9 protein-coding genes, 1 tRNA gene and 2 pseudogenes are annotated in these 17,791 nt (G+C 72.0%); 6 read left to right on the forward strand and 6 right to left on the reverse strand.

Features of this window, described 5'->3' with window-relative positions:
- Positions 1 to 26 precede the first annotated feature (26 nt).
- From DQ238_RS22720 to DQ238_RS06660, 3 genes are all read right to left on the reverse strand, one after another.
- Positions 27 to 2,669 carry a hypothetical protein gene (locus tag DQ238_RS22720; RefSeq protein ID WP_158550724.1) on the reverse strand — a complete coding sequence of 881 codons (2,643 nt, stop codon included), beginning with the start codon at positions 2,667 to 2,669 and terminating at the stop codon, positions 27 to 29.
- On the reverse strand, positions 2,662 to 4,044 hold the full coding sequence (locus tag DQ238_RS06655; RefSeq protein ID WP_147263019.1) for a hypothetical protein: 1,383 nt from the start codon (positions 4,042 to 4,044) through the stop codon (positions 2,662 to 2,664). The genes DQ238_RS22720 and DQ238_RS06655 overlap by 8 nt, the downstream gene beginning before the upstream one ends.
- 742 nt (positions 4,045 to 4,786) lie before the next feature.
- Positions 4,787 to 4,860 (reverse strand) — tRNA-Gly (locus DQ238_RS06660).
- Between the two features lie 215 nt (positions 4,861 to 5,075).
- On the opposite strand from DQ238_RS06660, the gene DQ238_RS06665 reads away from it, so the two are divergent.
- The 5 genes and pseudogenes from DQ238_RS06665 to dcd (DQ238_RS24335) all read left to right on the forward strand — a co-directional run.
- Positions 5,076 to 5,525, forward strand: a complete 450-nt coding sequence (locus DQ238_RS06665; protein WP_113780517.1) for a helix-turn-helix transcriptional regulator — start codon at positions 5,076 to 5,078, stop codon at positions 5,523 to 5,525.
- 5 nt (positions 5,526 to 5,530) lie between these two features.
- Entirely contained in the window at positions 5,531 to 5,941 is a 411-nt protein-coding gene (locus tag DQ238_RS06670) for a VOC family protein (protein ID WP_113780588.1), read from the forward strand.
- 333 nt (positions 5,942 to 6,274) lie between these two features.
- A complete protein-coding gene (locus tag DQ238_RS06675; RefSeq protein WP_113780518.1) occupies positions 6,275 to 8,665 on the forward strand; it encodes an excinuclease ABC subunit UvrA in 2,391 nt (796 codons plus the stop codon).
- A 192-nt stretch (positions 8,666 to 8,857) separates the two neighbouring features.
- Positions 8,858 to 9,163 (forward strand): annotated as a pseudogene (gene dcd, locus DQ238_RS24330) (dCTP deaminase); the annotation flags it as partial.
- 1,047 nt (positions 9,164 to 10,210) lie between these two features.
- Positions 10,211 to 10,498: pseudogene (gene dcd / locus DQ238_RS24335) on the forward strand (dCTP deaminase); the annotation flags it as partial.
- Here dcd (DQ238_RS24335) and DQ238_RS06690 read toward each other — a convergent pair.
- The 3 genes from DQ238_RS06690 to DQ238_RS06700 form a co-directional block, all read right to left on the reverse strand.
- Positions 10,464 to 11,732, reverse strand: coding sequence for an MFS transporter (locus tag DQ238_RS06690; RefSeq protein WP_113780519.1), 1,269 nt, complete (start codon positions 11,730 to 11,732; stop codon positions 10,464 to 10,466). The pseudogene dcd (DQ238_RS24335) and the gene DQ238_RS06690 sit on opposite strands and share 35 nt — an antisense overlap.
- Positions 11,733 to 11,982: 250 nt before the next feature.
- Complete coding sequence (locus tag DQ238_RS06695) at positions 11,983 to 14,271, reverse strand: (Fe-S)-binding protein (RefSeq protein WP_113780520.1); 2,289 nt, start codon at positions 14,269 to 14,271, stop codon at positions 11,983 to 11,985.
- A gap of 306 nt (positions 14,272 to 14,577) precedes the next feature.
- Complete coding sequence (locus DQ238_RS06700) at positions 14,578 to 15,576, reverse strand: type IV toxin-antitoxin system AbiEi family antitoxin domain-containing protein (RefSeq protein WP_113780521.1); 999 nt, start codon at positions 15,574 to 15,576, stop codon at positions 14,578 to 14,580.
- A gap of 324 nt (positions 15,577 to 15,900) precedes the next feature.
- On the opposite strand from DQ238_RS06700, the gene dnaK reads away from it, so the two are divergent.
- Positions 15,901 to 17,769, forward strand: a complete 1,869-nt coding sequence (dnaK, locus tag DQ238_RS06705; RefSeq protein ID WP_113780522.1) for a molecular chaperone DnaK — start codon at positions 15,901 to 15,903, stop codon at positions 17,767 to 17,769.
- Positions 17,770 to 17,791: the final 22 nt, after the last annotated feature.

Genomic DNA, 17,791 nt, shown 5'->3' on the forward strand with positions numbered 1-17,791 from the left:
CTCGTAGGCGGCGAGGCTGGATGTCGTCATGGAATGCAATTCGCCGGCGGCTGCGGCGCCTTAAGGCCGAGCTGCTCAAGGGCGGTTCGGGCCTCTGGAATGGGATCGATGAGCGGCACGTTTCGCAGCTCCGTCGCGCCGTCAAGGCTTCGCTCATGGGCGAGGCTGAGCGGGGTAGCCAGTCCGGTGAGGCGGTAGTGCCGCCACAGCGGCCGGTCCTCGCCGCCCTCGACCGTGTACAGGTCGGGCCGCCGCCAGAGGCACAGCATCCACCGGCCGCGGGTCGAGCTCGCCCACGCGCCAACCAGTCCAGCGTCTTGGGCGTGCCCGACTGCCTCAAGGGCTCTCCACAGCGGGTTGCCGGACGACCCGACGACGTGCAGCAGCCGTTGCCCGTGTCGGTGCGCGTCGCGGTTCAGCTCGACGAGTGCCCATAGCGCGTCGTCAACGGGATCGTTCTGCACGACGTCAGAGGCGAGCGTCTCGATCGACTCAGGTGCGACGGCGGCGCCGAAGGCCGACCCCAGCACCCGGGCGTACTCCTCGACGTAGTCAGGCTCGGCGGCCGGGAGCAGATGCGCCACGGCTTGGGCCGCCTTGTCGAAGGCAATCGTTTCCTCGGTGTGCGCGCGGCGCGGGGCTTCGGCCCTCAGCACGCTTAACCCGACGGCGGCGAGGCTGGCCACCTGCGGCTCGGCCTGCGCTGGGAGATTGGCGCCGCCGAGCGACTGCAGTGCCGAGGAGAGCAGCCGCACCCACGCGTGATCCTCGCGGTCCCATGCGCCGGCGGCGACGGTCCACAGCAGGAGGCGGGTGACGAGCATCCGGCCGGGCGCGCCAAGCTGGGGGGCGAGCTCGGTGAGTCGCTGCGCCCAGCGGCGGTACCGGCGGTGGACCGTTGCAGCGGCGCCGGTGAGGTCCGGGACGAGCGGCGGCAGAGCGGTCTGGTCGAGCTCCTGCTCGGCGGCGACCTCGTCGATGTTCTCGTCGGCCAGCCCCGCCTCGGCGTCGGAAACGGTCTCGTCGGCCCACGAGACCCGCAGCATTGGCTCGAACGCGGCGTCCGCGCCGCCGGGCAGCACGGGAAGCCCGAGCGCGAACCGCAGCAGCGGGTGCCCGATCCGCCCTGCGCACTTGTCCAGATAGGCCTCCCAGCCGTCGGCGCTGTCTGCCCGTGTGGTGACGCGTCCATCGTCGGCGGCCGTGGCGGCCGGGACCCGTAGCGGTGCGGGTGGGAGTTCTTCAGCGAGGGCGGCGAGGTCGGCCAGGACGCGTTCGGCGAGCCGAGGGTTGTTGGCGAACAAGTCATCGGCTCGGGTGTCGGGGGGACGCGCCGTGTTCGCGCCTGCCCGCTGGAGAACCCGGATCGGGTCGACAACGAACACGATGTTGCTGTGGCTGACCATCCCCTCGCCGGCCACGGTGACCAGCCGAATTCGGCTTCCGCCGTCCGCGGGGACGGTCAGGGTGATCTCAAGAACGCCGGCGGGCACATCACCAGCGCGTTCCCATGACTCCGGGGGGCTAGCGGCGTGCGACAACTCAAGGTGAGCGCCGCGAGGCAGCGGGCGGGCGAACAGCACATGCAGGCCCTGCTCGACCCGCGTTGCGCCTAGCAGCAGCGGCGGCCCGCCGCCTCGGCTGCGGATGACGAAACGCTGCTCGTGCACCGTTGCGAGCGGCACCCTGCCGCCGGCGGGCAGCAATGTTTCGGCGATGGGTGTGATGACGCCAAGCTCGCAGTTGCCGCCCGTGCTGAGGCCGCGCAGCAGTGCCGCGCCGGATAGGTTGGGGCTACCGGTCAGCGCCCATCGGGTCCCTTCCGTAGCCCACTCGATGAGCTTGCCGTGCCGGTATCGCTGCTCGGCGTCGATTCGGAGCTCGATGTCGATGTTGGCGGCGAGGGCCGCGATGGCCGGGCCGTCGAGTTGGGTGAGCTCGGGCTGGTAGCAGATTCGGACGGTGCCGGGCCGCAGGCGTTCGATCAGCGCGCGCAGCGCCACGGCACCCGGGTCGTGGAACGGCGCGCACAGGCACAGTTCTTCTACCGGGCCACTGGGCAGCTGGTCGAAGATGGCTCCAGGGCTGGTGGACACCAGTCTGATGCCGTCATCGCTGACGGCAGCTGTGCCGGCGACCAGCGCCTCGAGGTGCGCCGCGGCGCGAGCGAGCGCCTCCGGCACACCGCGAGAGCAGCGCACGAAGTCCGGGAGCCGCCGCAGCCACGTCGCAAGGTCGGCCAGCGCGGAGGGGCAGGACGTCTCGTCGCCGCGCAGCACCGTCCACAGCTCCGCGTTGGCCTGCCAGCCGGCGATCGTGGTGTTGCCGGAGCCGATGGCCCCGGTGACCCGCCTGGGCCCGGCGATCAGGACGAGCTTTGGGTGGAAGGCCCCGTCGCAGATCACCTGACCGGGCAGGTAGGTGCGCCCGGCTCGGCGAGCCGCACGCGGGTCGGGTGCGCTCATCCGCGCGTCGCTGACGATGCTGACGCGGGCGCCGCAGGCCTGCGCCGCCCCAAGGCCGAACGCCTCGAAGAACCCCAGGTCGCTGGTGTAGGTCAGCAGCAGGACTTCTTCGGCCTGCCGGTCGCCGCGCCCCTCTTCTTCCAGCAGGAGGCTGAGCGGTGATGCGAGCAGCGGTTGGGCGTGGGCGGGAATGGATTCAGCCAAGGAGTGCCTCCCCGGCGGCGGTCACCTTCCACTGGTCGTCGACGCGGGTGAGGACCCCGGCGCCGGCGAGGACGGTGGTGAGCTGGTCCAGCCGCAGACCGACATCGCCGCGGCCCTCGTCGCTGGTCTTGTACAGCAGCTCACCGCGTTCGTGCAGCCGGGTCGGCAGCCACAGGCTTCCGTCGGGTCGTCGCCGGGCCTTGCCCAGAGCGACGCGCTGCGCGCGGGCAAGCAGGTCGACTGTTAGCCGGCGGGCGAAGTCCCGCAGTGACCCGGAGGCTGCGTCGGCGAGGCGGCGGGCGGTCCATTCGGGCGCGAGGTCGACGCCGCGGCGGTCTCCGAGGAAGGCGTCGAGCACATGGCCGTCGAGTTCGTGCGCGCGGTGGGAGTTCACGGCGAGCACGGACAGCTCCCGCAGCGGGAGCGGCAGGTCGCTGTGCCGCAGTTGGAGTTCGGCTGGCGCCAGGGCGCCGGGTGCCGCCTGGGTCGGGGGGAGGCCGTCGAGGAACGCCTGCACGGTGGTGTCGGGCAGGGCGTCGGCGAAAAGGTCGGCGACCGTGGCTGCGGGAGTGAGCCCGGTGACCTGCCCGACTAGCCACGACCACAGCCGCCGCCAGGCGCCGACGCTGTAATTGCGCAGGACCACCCCACGCCAGGCCGCCGTGACGGCCAGGCTGCCCGCGATCTCGTCGGCGGTGATGAAGTCGCCGAAGGCGACGACCGGTCCGACGTCGGCGGTGGGATTGCTGATCGGGTGGGTCTGCATGACCCGGGTGATCAGCCGGATCGTTTCCCGCCGGGCTCCGCCCGGCGAGCGGGGGTCGGCGTCGGCGGTGCCGCAGAACAGTCGGGCGAGCCACCGGCCGTCGGCGGCGCCGCCGCCGGCGCAGACGCACAAGTGCGCGTACGACTGCAGGTCGTCGACGATCAGCTCCGCGCGGCCGGCCAGCTCCAGCAGATCGCCCAGCCCGTCCCGGACAGCCGCGCCGTCGCAGGCCTCGCCCGGCGTCGGCATCCCCTTGGCGTCGAGGATGCCGAGGGCGACCTCGGAGGCGAAGTAGGGGAACCAGAAGCCCCAGGAGTTGCGGACGTAGCCGTCCTTACCCGGTTGGGCGGCCGTCGCGACGTCTACACCTCCGCTCCGCAGCCGGGAGGACAGCGCATCGACCCCGTGGGCCCGTGGCAGGCCGACGTCACCGTGGTCGTGTGCCCATGACACCGCAGCCAGGGCCACCTCGGCGCGGCGCAGCAGCTGGCGGGTCTGGTCCTCCTCAAGTTCGTGACTCGCCGCCTCGTCCGCGATGAGCGTGTGGAGCGCGTAGTACCGCGCGTGCGGGGTCACGGTGGTCACCCCGGGGACGAGTAGGTCGGCCATGCGCATCACATGCCGCTCAACCGCGAGGGGGTATCGGCCGGCGGCGATGTCGAGCCCTTGGACGCTCCAGGCCGGCCCCTGCAACGTGGTCACCGTGACGTGCCCCCGCTTCCCGTGGTCTTCGTCGATTGTCATCGTGCCGGAGCTCAACGACTTCGGCGTGTTCGACTCGGAGCCTTCATGCAGGGCTGGGACGGAGACATGGCGCTCATCCCGGGCTTGGCGGGGCGGCGGCGATCATCACTGCTCTTGCATGCCGCAGGGCCTCGTCGGCGCTCTCGCCGGCGCGCCCCTCTCCCCGCTCCGTGGTTGCAGTTGTGGTCGCAGTTGGGCCCGTTCGCGGTCGTGCGTCAAGATCCGCCGTCGTCCGAAACGGCAGCTCAAGCCGCTTATGGAACCGCAGCGAACCGCTACGAACGAGATCAAGTCGGCCTGGCAGTGTGGAGCCGCCCTCTGCACAACCCTCGGCGACGCCGCCGAGGTCATCGATGGCATCTCGAGCCTCCGCCTGCCAGCCCGTCTGACCCAGTCTTGCGAGGCGTGGGCTTCCAGAGTGGTCGGTGCGGGGTCACGTCTCCCCGGATGCGGGTCGTGACCTGCGCGGACGCATCGTCCGGCGTGACCTATCCATGACCTACGGGACGGAAAACAGGGGGTCACAGGGGTCATGAACGGCGTGTCGAGGGGCTTCTCCGGAGCTCCGTCCGACCTCCGAATAGCAGACCTGACCTGCGGTTTTGCCTGGAGCGGGTGAGGGGAATCGAACCCCCACTGTCAGCTTGGGAAGCTGATGTTCTGCCATTGAACTACACCCGCAGTGGTGCTCCGACCTGCAAGGGCGGCGACCACCCCCGCGGACCGAGCATCTCCGGAGAGCGTACACGGGACGTACGTCGGGGCGGCGTCCGGGAGGCCCTGTGTCGGGCCGCTCGGACAGATCCCGGTGGAGGCCCGACGGCATGGCCGCCGCCGACCCCGCGGCGACCGGGAACGGTCGGTGAACTCCGGCGCGCCGTGGCACGATCTCGCAGATGACCAGCGGATCCGCCGAGGGACAGCACCTGCGCGACCTCGCGCGGCTGCGTCGCGTCCGCGACCGGATCGACCGGGAGTACGCCCAGCCGCTGGACGTCGAGGCGCTCGCCCGCGGCGCGCACGTGTCGGCCGGGCACCTGAGCCGGGAGTTCCGACGCGCCTACGGCGAGTCGCCGTACTCCTACCTGATGACGCGCCGCATCGAGCGCGCCATGGCGCTGCTGCGTCGGGGCGACCTCAGCGTCACCGAGGTCTGCTTCGCGGTCGGCTGCTCGTCGCTGGGCACCTTCAGCACCCGCTTCACCGAGCTGGTCGGCATGCCGCCCAGCACCTACCGGCGCCTCGCCGCGCAGGCGACGGGAGGCATCCCGTCGTGCGTGGCGAAACGGGTCACCCGACCGGTCAGGAATCGAGAAGCGCCGGTCACCGCGCCGTCCCTAGCGTGACCGCCATGGACCTCACCATCCACTACACTTTCCTCCCGCACGACGACCCGGACGCGGCCCTGGCCTTCTACCGCGACACCCTCGGCTTCGAGGTCCGCAACGACGTCGGGTACGGCGGGATGCGCTGGATCACGGTCGGCCCTCCCGGCCAGCCCGGTACGTCCGTCGTCCTGCACCCCCCGGCCGCCGACCCCGGCATCACCGACGACGAGCGCCGCACCATCGCGGAGATGATGGCCAAGGGCACCTACGCCTCCATCGTCCTGGCCACCGAGGACCTCGAGGGCACGTTCGAGCGGGTCCAGGCCAGCGGCGCCGAGGTCATGCAGGAGCCGACCCAGCAGGACTACGGCGTCCGCGACTGCGCCTTCCGCGACCCTGCCGGCAACACGGTCCGCATCCAGGAGCTGCGCTGAGCCGCCCGGTCGTTCCGGACGGCACCGGCACGGACGGCGGCTGGTCGGTCCGACACCCCGGCTGGACGCGCCGCGGAGCCGGGGCACAGAGGCCGCACGGGCCGCACGCGGCGCGTACTCCCGGGTCCTCGCACCGAGCGCGTCCCGGGCCGGCGTCAGCCGGACGGGCGTCGCACACCCCGGTGACACCGCCGATCCGGTAGACAGCCGACGGTTGCCGCGGCCGCGCCGACCGGGGGAGAACCGGACGCACCACTCGCCGCTGGTCAGGTCGACACAGGCGACGCCGACGACGGACCGCGTCGGCGACCCCGCCCGACAGAGGGAGATCCGATGCGCACAGCTCCGAGGACGGACACCCCGTCGCCCGCCCTGCACGTCGCCGACGGCCACGACCTGATCCGCGTGCTCGGCGCGCGCGAGAACAACCTCAAGGACGTCAGCATCGAGATCCCGAAGCGCCGGCTGACGGTGTTCACCGGCGTCTCCGGCTCGGGCAAGAGCTCGCTGGTGTTCGACACGATCGCCGCGGAGTCGCAGCGGTTGATCAACGAGACCTACAGCGCCTTCGTGCAGGGCTTCATGCCGACGCTGGCACGGCCCGAGGTCGACGTGCTCGACGGGCTGACGACCGCGATCATCGTCGACCAGCAGCGGATGGGCGCCGACCCCCGCTCGACGGTCGGCACCGCCACCGACACGGGCGCGATGCTGCGCATCCTCTTCAGTCGGCTGGGCGAGCCGCACATCGGCTCCCCCCAGGCGTTCTCCTTCAACGTCGCCTCGATCAGTGGCGCGGGTGCGGTCACCCTGGAGCGCGCCGGACGGACCGTGAAGGAGCGCCGCGACTTCAGCGTCATCGGCGGCATGTGTCCGCGCTGCGAGGGCCGGGGCGCGGTCACCGACATCGACCTGTCGCAGCTGTACGACGACAGCAGGTCGCTCAACGAGGGTGCGCTCACGATCCCCGGCTACAGCACGGACGGCTGGTACGGCCGGATCTTCAGCGGCTGCGGCTTCTTCGACCCGGACAAGCCCATCAAGGAGTTCACCAGGAGAGAACTCCAGGACCTGCTCCACAAGGAGCCGACCAAGATCAAGGTCGACGGCGTCAACCTGACCTACGAGGGCCTGATCCCGCGGATCCAGAAGTCGATGCTGTCCAAGGACGTCGACGCGCTGCAGCCGCACGTCCGCGCCTTCGTGGAGCGGGCGGTCACCTTCACCACCTGTCCCGAGTGCGGCGGCACCCGGCTCAGCGAGGAGGCCCGGTCGTCGAAGATCGAGGGCATCAACATCGCCGACGCCTGCGCGATGCAGATCAGCGACCTCGCCGAGTGGGTGCGGGGCCTGCAGGAACCAGCGGTGGCGCCGCTGCTGGCGGCGCTGGGGGAGACCCTCGACTCGTTCGTGGGGATCGGGCTCGGTTACCTCTCGCTCGACCGGCCGTCGGGCACGCTCTCGGGCGGCGAGGCCCAGCGGGTCACGATGATCCGCCACCTCGGGTCCTCGCTCACCGACGTCACCTACGTCTTCGACGAGCCCACCGCGGGCCTGCACCCCCACGACGTCCAGCGGATGAACGACCTGCTGCTGCGGCTGCGGGACAAGGGCAACACGGTGCTCGTCGTGGAGCACGAGCCCGAGACGATCGCGATCGCCGACCACGTCGTCGACCTCGGCCCCGGCGCCGGGGCGGCGGGCGGCACCGTCTGCTTCGAGGGCACCGTCGAGGGGCTGCGGGCCAGCGGCACCGCCACGGGCCGTCATCTCGACGACCGGGCCGCGCTCACGGAGACGGTGCGGACGCCGTCGGGGGTGCTGGAGGTGCGCGGCGCGACGGCGCACAACCTGCAGGACGTCGACGTGGACATCCCGCTCGGCGTGCTGTGCGTGGTCACGGGCGTCGCCGGCTCGGGCAAGAGCTCGCTGATCGAGGGCTCGGTGTCCGGGCGGGACGGGGTGGTGTCGGTCGACCAGGCCCCGATCCGTGGCTCGCGGCGGAGCAACCCGGCGACGTACACCGGCCTGCTCGACCCGATCCGCAAGGCGTTCGCGAAGGCCAACGGCGTGAAGCCGGCGCTGTTCAGCGCCAACTCCGAGGGCGCCTGCCCCACCTGCAACGGCGCCGGCGTCGTCTACACCGACCTGGCGATGATGGCCGGCGTCGCCATCACCTGCGAGGAGTGCGAGGGCAAGCGGTTCCAGGCGTCGGTGCTGGAGTACACCTTCGGTGGGCGCGACATCGCCGAGGTGCTGGCGATGTCGGTGACCGAGGCGGAGGAGTTCTTCGGCGCGGGCGAGGCGAAGACGCCGGCGGCGCACGCCGTCCTCGACCGGCTCGCCGACGTCGGGCTGGGCTACCTCACCATCGGCCAGCCGCTCACCACGCTGTCCGGTGGCGAGCGGCAGCGGCTGAAGTTGGCCACCCGCATGGCCGAGAAGGGCCGCGTCTACGTCCTCGACGAGCCGACCAGCGGCCTCCACCTCGCCGACGTCGAGCAGCTGCTCGGCCTGCTCGACCGGCTCGTCGACGCAGGCTCGTCGGTCATCGTCATCGAGCACCACCAGGCGGTCATGGCGCACGCCGACTGGATCGTCGACCTCGGCCCCGGAGCCGGCCACGACGGCGGCCGGGTCGTCTTCGAGGGCACACCCGCCGACCTCGTCGCCGCCCGCTCCACCCTCACCGGCGAGCACCTCGCGGCCTACGTCGGCAGGTGACCGAGGCCCTCGCAGACACCGGGATCAGACACCGGGAGAGGAGTTCTCCGCCCGGGTGTCCGGACGACCTCGTGCCGGTCGCACCGGCACGCCGACCTGCGTGTCCAGCCGGATCGGTCCTGTTCGATCGTGCGGCGCCCGGGCCGACGTGCCCGGGTCGGCCGGGACGGGCGTCTCCCTAGACTCCGGCGCATGCTGCTGTCCGACCGTGACATCACGGTTGCCATCGCCCAGGGGCGGCTCGGCATCGAGCCCTACGACGAGGCGCTCCTGCAGCCGTCGAGCATCGACGTCCGGTTGGACCGCTTCTTCCGGGTCTTCAACAACGCCCGGTACACGCACATCGACCCGGCGCAGCAGCAGGACGACCTGACCACCCTGGTCGAGCCGGACGGTGACGAGCCGTTCGTCCTGCACCCCGGCGAGTTCGTGCTCGGCTCCACCCTCGAGGTCGTCACCGTCCCCGACGACCTGGCCGCGAGGCTGGAGGGCAAGGCCCTGGCGCTGCAGACCCCGGTCCCCACCCCGGCCGGGTGGACGACGATGGGCGAGCTCGCCGTGGGCGACGAGGTCTTCGACGACACCGGTGTCCCGTGCCGGGTGGTCGCCGCCACGGGGGTGATGCTCGGCCGGCCCTGCCGCGAGGTCGAGCTCAGCGACGGCTCGCTGTTCACCGCCGACGCCTCGCACCTGTGGGTGACCACGAGCGAGCAGGAGCGTCGGCCCGGCCGTCCGCGGACGGCGTCGGCCAAGACGACCGACGAGATCGCCGCCACCCTGCGGTACGGCGAGGAGTCCAACCACCAGATCGCGCTGGCCGGGGCCGCCCGGTACCCCGCGGCCCACCTGCCCGTCGACCCCTACGTGCTGGGCTACTGGCTCGGCGGCGGCGCCAGCACCACCGGCGAGATCACCGTCGGTCGGGGGGACGAGGAGGTCCTGGCGCACGTCGCGGCCGCCGGCTACCAGGTCCGGCCGGCGACCAGCCCGTCGACGTACCGGCTGGGTGCAGCGGCGGGCGACGACCGCCACGGACACCGGCGGACAGCGGGTGGACGCTCCGGCGGGAGCGGGTCGCTGTCCAGTCACCTGCGAGCGCTCGGCCTGCTCGGCGACGAACGCGTGCCGGCCGCCTACCTGACCGCCGACGTCGACCAGCGCCTGGCCCTCCTCCAGGGGCTGATGGACGCCGGCGGCCACGTCGACGAGCACGGCCGCTGCGAGTTCCTCGATCCGCGGGAGGCCGTCTCCCGGGCGGTGCACGAGGTGGCGGCCAGCCTCGGGCTGCGTCCCACGCGGCGCAAGGAGCCGGCGGTGCGCGACGGCATCGAGCGCGGACCGGTCTTCCAGGTGCAGTTCACGCCGCGGGTCCCGGTGTTCCGGCTGGCCCGCAAGCTGGCGCGGCTCCGGACCGACGACCGCGGCCACGAGTTCCGCGCCGTCCGCGCCGTCCGCCCGGTGCCGACCGTGCCGGTCCGCTGCATCCAGGTCTCCTCGCCCAGCGGGGTGTTCCTCATCGGGGAGGGCTACGTGCCCACCCACAACTCGTCCCTGGGGCGGCTGGGCCTGCTCACCCACTCCACCGCGGGCTTCGTCGACCCGGGGTTCTCCGGGCACATCACGCTCGAGCTGTCGAACGTGGCCAACCTGCCGATCACGCTGTGGCCGGGCATGAAGATCGGCCAGCTGTGCCTGTTCCGGCTGACCAGCCCGGCCGAGCACCCGTACGGGTCGGCGGTGTACGGCTCCCGCTACCAGGACCAGCGCGGCCCCACGCCGTCCCGCTCGTTCCGCAACTTCACCCGCGCCGAGACACGGCGTCCGGCTCCCTGACCGCGGGGACCGCCCAGCCGGGTACCTCGTCGTCGACGTAGCGCTGGCGGGTCACCGACCAGCCGGTGGCCATGAGCAGCACGACCCCGGTGAGGACGACGACGAACATGCCGGCGTAGCTGCCGGTGCTGCCGCGCAGCACGCCGACCAGCAGCGGCCCGGCGCCGGCGCACAGGTACCCCCAGCCCTGGACGGCGGTGGACAGCGCGGCGGTCGTCTCCGGCGTGCGGGCGCGCAACCCGATGAGGGTGAGGACCATCGCGAAGGTCCCCATGCCCAGGGCGAGCAGGCTCATCCACAGCCACGGGACGCTGCGCGGTGCCAGGAGCAGGCCCAGCCAGCCGCCGGTGTAGCAGACGCCGAAGGCCGCCAGCAGCGGCCGCTGCAGGTGCGGGCGGACCGAGAGCACCGGGACGACGGCGTTGAGCGGGATCACCACGACGGTGTTGACCCCCAGCAGCAGGCCGGCGGTCGCCGCGGACAGGCCCGCGTCGCGCAGGTACTGCGGCGTCCAGCCGACGATGACGTAGGCCTCCATCGACTGGAGGCCGAAGAAGGCCGCCAGCGCGAGCGCCATCGGACTGCGCACGAGCGGCCGCATCCGCACGTGGACGTGCGTCTCGGGTGAGGCGCCGGGCCGGGCCGGGACCGCGAGCCACGGCAGCGCGGCGGCCACCGCGAACACCGCCCACACCCCGAGCGACCACCGCCAGCCCTCGGCGCCGGCGGCGGCGGCCAGCGGCGCGGCCGAGATGGAGGCGACCGCGCCCCCGACGGCCATGGCCGTGCCGTAGGCGCCGACCAACAGCCCCGTGCGCTCGGGGAAGTAGCGCTTGACCAGGCTCGGCAGCAGGACGTTGCCCAGGGCGCCGCCGACCATCGCCAGCACGGTGCCGACGAGGAAGAGCCAGAACGCCCCGGCCACGGCGCGCACGACCAGGCCGGCCGCCATGGTCAGCATCGCGCCGGCGAGCACGTGCCCGTCGCGGTAGCGGGCGGCCAGCGGTGGGCCGGCGAACCCGATCAGGGCGAAGCAGAGCAGCGGCATGCTGGTGACCAGCCCGGCCAGGCCGCTGGAGATGCCCAGGCCGTGCTCGATCTCCTCCAGCACCGGGCCGACGCTGTTGACCGCCGTCCGCAGGTTCAGGCCGGTGAGGACGATGGCCGTCCCGATGAGCACCAGGCCGCGGCGGGTGGAGGTGCGCAGGGCGGGGTTGGCGGCGGTGCGGGTCACCGGACGATGGTCCTCCGACCGGTCGGGTCGCTCGCGCCCGGGGGCGACCACCGCCTCGCTCAGGCCGCCGCGAGGATGCCCCGGTCTCCGACCGCTCGGCCGCGGAGGGCGCGCCGTCGGGTGCGGGAGGTTCGGCCCGCTCCCGGTGCCCGGCCCCGTCCCGAGGCCCCCTCCCGGGTACCGGCGGCCCCTCTGCAGGGTCCCGCTGCGAGCCTGCGAGCAGTGGGGGGGCAGAGGAGCCCTTCTACTCCTACGGCGCGCCGTGCTCCGTGGCCGCCGAGCCGGTGCCGGCCACGTCGTCGGCCTGCGTGCCGACGTCCGGGCCGGACTCGGTGCCCGGCGCGCCGACCGGGGCCAGCGAGCGCAGCAGGATCTGGCTGACGTCGAGCACCTCGACGTGCTCGCCGGCCTCGCCGTTCTGCTTCTTGGCGGTCAGCGCGTCGGACAGCATCGTGATGCAGAACGGGCACGCGGTGGAGATGACGTCGGGATCGAGGTCGAGCGCCTCCTCGGTGCGCTCCACGTTGATCCGCTTGCCGATCTTCTCCTCCATCCACATGCGCGCCCCACCGGCGCCGCAGCAGAAGCCGCGCTCCTTGCAGCGGTGCATCTCCTGGGTGGACAGGCCCGCGACGGAGTCGAGGATCTCCCGCGGCGGCGTGTAGACCTTGTTGTGCCGGCCGAGGAAGCACGGGTCGTGGTAGGTGACCTTGCGGTCGACCGGGGTGACCGGTGCCAGCCGGCCGTCGGCCACGAGCTGACCGAGCAACTGCGTGTGGTGCACGACCTCGTAGTGCCCGCCGACCTGCGGGTACTCCCGGCCCAGCGAGTTGAAGCAGTGCGGGCAGGTGGTGACGATCTTGCGCATCCCCGGCACCCGGCCCTCGAACACGCCGTTGAGCGTCTCGACGTTCTCCTGGGCCAGCATCTGGAAGACGAACTCGTTGCCCATGCGCCGGGCCGGGTCGCCGGAGCAGGTCTCCCCCGAGCCCAGGACGGCGAACTCCACCCCGGCGGTGTGCAGCAGCTCCGCGACGGCCTTGGTGACCTTCTTGGCGCGGTCGTCGATGGCGCCGGCGCAGCCGACCCAGAACAGGTACTCGACCTCGTGGGGGAGCGGGCCGTCGGCCTGCCGGACCTCGAAGTCGAGCTCCTTCATCCAGTCCTCACGGGTGCTGGCCTGGACGCCCCACGGGTTGCCGCGGTTCTCCAGGTTGCGCAGCATCACGCCGGCCTCGGAGGGGAAGCTGGACTCGATGAGCACCTGGTAGCGGCGCATGTCCTCGATGTGGTCGACGTGCTCGATGTCGACCGGGCACTGCTCGACGCAGGCGCCGCAGTTGGTGCAGCTCCACAGCACGTCGGGGTCGATGACCCCGCCGTCGGCGAGGGTGCCGACCAGCGGCCGGTGGGCCTGCGCGTCGTTGGTGCCCTCGATGCGGGCGTAGCCCGAGGCCCACACCTGCTCGTCGCTGGGCTCGAGGACGTCGTAGTCCGGCGCGGTCTCGCTGGCGGTCTTCGCACCCAGCAGGTACGGGGCCTTGGCGTACAGGTGGTCCCGCAGGTCCATCACGACCATCTTGGGGGAGAGCGGCTTGCCCGTGTTCCACGCCGGGCACTGGCTCTGGCACCGCCCGCACTCGGTGCAGGTGGTGAAGTCCAGCATGCCCTTCCAGGTGAAGTCCTCGATCTTGCCGCGGCCGAAGGTCGCGTCCTCGTCGGGGTCCTCGAAGTCGATGGGCTTGCCGCCGGAGGTCATCGGCTGCAGCGGGCCGAGCGCGACGCTGCCGTCGTCCTCACGCTTGAAGTAGATGTTGAAGAAGGCGCTGAACCGGTGCCAGGCGACGCCCATGTTGAGCAGCCGGCTGATGACGACCAGCCAGGTCAGCGAGACGACGATCTTCACGAACGCGACGACCGAGAGCAGGTCCGGGCTGTCCGGCAGCACGGTGGCCAGCAGGCCGGAGACCGGGTGCGACCAGGCCGGGGCGTCGGTCAGGCCCGAGGAGATCTTCAGCGCCCGGATCAGCAGGATGCACACGCCGATGACCAGGACGACGGCCTCGACGAAGTAGCCGCGGCCCTCGTTCGAGCCGGCGAAGCGGCTGCTGCGGCCCTGCCGGCGCGGGTGGTCCTTCTGGCGCCGGTAGATCAGGTACAGGATGCCGAGGATCGTGCCGGTGCCGATGACGTCGGCGAAGAGGTTCCACAGGCTCCACTCGCCGATCAGCGGCAGGTGGAAGGCCGGGTTCCACACCTCCCCGAAGGCCTCGACCAGGGTGAGGAACAGGCCGTAGAAGCCGACGAAGACGAACCAGTGGGCGACGCCGATCGTCGACCACTTCAGCATCCGCGTGTGCCCGAGCGACTCGGCGACCAGCGTCTTCAGCCGCGGGCCCACCGGGCCGCTGCGGGTGCCGTCCGGCTGGCCCGTCCGGATGATCCGGACCATGGCGCGGACCGCCCGGTAGGCGAACACCACGGCCACGACGAGGAAGAGCACGCTGATCGTCCCGAGGACGATCTGCAAGGGGCCCATCGAATTCCCTCCCGGACGCCTGCGAGGCGTCGGTCGATCCCCCGCCCGCGGGGACGGCGCGAGGAGGCTCGCCGCCGTCGAGCGGACCGTGCGCGGGCACCGGCGCCCGTGCGTGTCGGACGATAGCTGTCCGATGTGCAGGCTACTCGCCGGTAACCCCTGGTGGGGCGGGCCGTGGCGGCGCCCTCCGCCTGCCCACCCCTGCGAATCGGAGCCGCGGTGTGGTCCTCCTCCGCCGCGAGAGCCGCCCCGCATCCGCCGGAGCCGCTGTGCAGGGTGGCTCCGGCGGATGCAGGGCGGCTCTGGTCAGCCGGCCTGCCGCCGCCCTCGCTCGCGTGGCGCTGCGACGAACCGTCGCCGCGCCGGACCGGCCGTGGCGAGCAGCTCCCGCAGTCGTGCCTCCGTGCGGGGCCAGGGGTCACCGAGATCTGCGTCGGCGATCCGCACGACCCCGATGTCGAGCGCGCGCAGCTCGTCCTCGCGCCGCTTCTCCTCCCACAGCACCCGCGCGGGGGTCCACCCGCGCCACGGGTTGCTGTACTTCACCTGCCCGTCGAACTCCACCGCGACGGCGGCCTCGTCGAACCAGGCGTCGACGACGGCCACGAGCCGCGAACCGGTGCGGATCTCCACCTGGAGCTCGGGCGTCGGCAGGCCGGCGCCGACGATGCGCAACCGGCCGCGGGTCTCCAGCGGCGACTCGGCGCGGCCGTCGGCGAAGGATGCAGCGCGCACCACGCGGGAGGCGCCGGGCCAGTGGTGGACCGCCACCGCTGCGGCGCGCAGGTCCTCGCGTGTGGTGCGCTCAGCCAGCAGTGCCGCGTCCATGGCGATGACGGCGTCCTCCAGTGACCACTCCCGAGCACAGTCGACCAGCGTGCGCACCGCGGAGGTGACGTGGACCGGACCGGCTCGCCATCTCTCGACCGGCTGGATCGGGGCCCGGGTCATCGAGAACCCCTCACCGCGGCGCCACCGGTCCGGGTCCGTCAGGCGCACGAGGTCGTCGCCGTCCGGTGGGCGCGGTAGCTCCCAGAGCCGCGCCGCCGACGTGTGGCTGACGAGCGCGCCTGGTCGACCCAGCGCGAGCAGCACCGACAGGCAGTCCACCCGGTATCCGCGCCCCTGCCCCCGAGCGCGCTCGAGGTCGGCAGTCGCGATGAGGACGCCGCGCCGCAGCCTGGTCCAGCGGCCGGAGGCGACCAGGTCCCTGATCTCCGAGTGCGTGTAGCCAGTGGCCACCGCCTCCGCCGTGGTGAAGACGCCGTACCGACGCTCGGCTCGGGCGCGCAGGCTGGGATGCACCCGCGCAGTCTCGCCGGGTCGTGGGCGTCGACGTGGACTCGGCCGACGGCGCTGTGGACGGCGCCCGCGAGAGCCGCCCCGCATCCGCGAGAGCCGTGCTGCAGGGTGGCTCCGGCGGTGGTGCGACGGCTCCGGCGACGAGCGAGGCGACGACGGCGGGGGTGTGACGTGACGACGACCACACGGAGATCGCCGACCTCGGGAACACCCCGGCGCGACGTGCCGTTAGGGTGGGCAGGAAAGTTGAGTGGACTCCACGCAAGGCGGGTCCCCGACTCCTGAGACGGAACCACCCCGGTACACACGGAAAGTGAGGCCAGCTCCATGGCTCGTGCGGTCGGTATCGACCTCGGCACCACCAACTCCGTCGTCACCGTCCTCGAGGGCGGCGAGCCGACGGTCATCGCCAACTCCGAGGGCTCCCGCACCACCCCGTCGGTCGTCGCGTTCGCGAAGAACGGCGAGGTCCTCGTCGGCCAGTCGGCCAAGAACCAGGCGGTCACCAACGTCGACCGCACCATCCGCAGCGTCAAGCGGCACATGGGCACCGACTGGAAGACCCCGGAGATCGACGGCAAGCGCTACACCCCCCAGGAGATCAGCGCCCGCATCCTGCAGAAGCTCAAGCGGGACGCCGAGACCTACCTGGGCGAGCCGGTGACCGACGCGGTCATCACCGTCCCCGCCTACTTCGAGGACGCCCAGCGGCAGGCCACCAAGGAGGCCGGGGAGATCGCGGGCCTCAACGTCCTGCGCATCGTCAACGAGCCGACGGCGGCCGCGCTCGCCTACGGCCTGGACAAGGGCGAGACCGAGCAGACGATCCTCGTCTTCGACCTCGGTGGTGGCACCTTCGACGTCTCCCTCCTGGAGATCGGCGAGGGCGTCATCGAGGTGAAGGCCACCGCCGGTGACAACCACCTCGGCGGTGACGACTGGGACCAGCGGATCGTCGACCACCTGGTCAAGACCTTCAACGTCGCCAACGGCATCGACCTGTCCAAGGACAAGCTGGCCATGCAGCGGCTCCGCGAAGCGGCGGAAAAGGCCAAGATCGAGCTGTCCGGCGCGCAGTCGACCAACGTCAACCTGCCCTACATCACCGCCGGCGCCGAGGGCCCGCTGCACCTGGACGTCACGATCAGCCGTGCCGAGTTCCAGCGCATGACCCAGGACCTGCTCGACCGCACCCGCGCGCCGTTCAACCAGGTGATCCGGGACGCCGGCGTCTCCCTCGGCCAGATCCACCACGTCGTCCTGGTCGGTGGCTCGACCCGCATGCCGGCCGTGACCGACCTGGTCCGCGAGCTGACCGGCGGCAAGGAGCCCAACAAGGGCGTCAACCCCGACGAGGTCGTCGCCGTCGGCGCCGCCCTGCAGGCCGGCGTCCTCAAGGGCGAGGTCAAGGACGTCCTGCTGCTCGACGTCACCCCGCTGTCCCTGGGCATCGAGACCAAGGGCGGGATCATGACCAAGCTCATCGAGCGCAACACCACGATCCCGACCAAGCGCAGCGAGATCTTCACGACGGCCGACGACAACCAGCCGTCCGTGCAGATCCAGGTCTTCCAGGGCGAGCGCGAGATGGCGGCCTACAACAAGAAGCTCGGCATGTTCGAGCTGACCGGTCTGCCGCCGGCGCCGCGCGGCGTCCCGCAGATCGACGTGGGCTTCGACATCGACGCCAACGGCATCGTGCACGTCACCGCCAAGGACCTCGGCACGGGCAAGGAGCAGTCGATGACCATCACCGGCGGCTCGGCCCTCCCCAAGGAGGACATCGAGCGGATGATGCGCGACGCCGAGGCCCACGCCGAGGAGGACAAGCGCCGCCGCGAGGAGGCCGAGACCCGCAACCTGGCCGAGTCGCTGCAGTACCAGACCGAGAAGTTCCTCGCGGAGAACGGCGAGAAGATCCCGGCCGACAAGAAGGAGGAGCTCGGCGAGGCCCTCACCGAGCTGCGCTCGGCGCTGGGTGGCTCGGACATCGCCGCGATCAAGGCCGCGCAGGAGAAGGTCGCCCGGGTGTCCCAGGAGGTCGGCGGGGCGCTGTACGCCCAGCAGGCCGAGGCCCAGGGCACGGGCGGTGCGGGCGCCCCGGGTGACACCGGTGCCTCCAGCACCACGACGTCGTCCGACGACGACGTGGTCGACGCCGAGATCGTCGACGAGGACAGCGACAAGCGGGCATGAGGACGGGAGTCGAGGTGACCTC

The sequence above is a fragment of the Geodermatophilus sp. TF02-6 genome (genome assembly GCF_003319115.1).
Classification (GTDB): Bacteria; Actinomycetota; Actinomycetes; order Mycobacteriales; family Geodermatophilaceae; genus Geodermatophilus.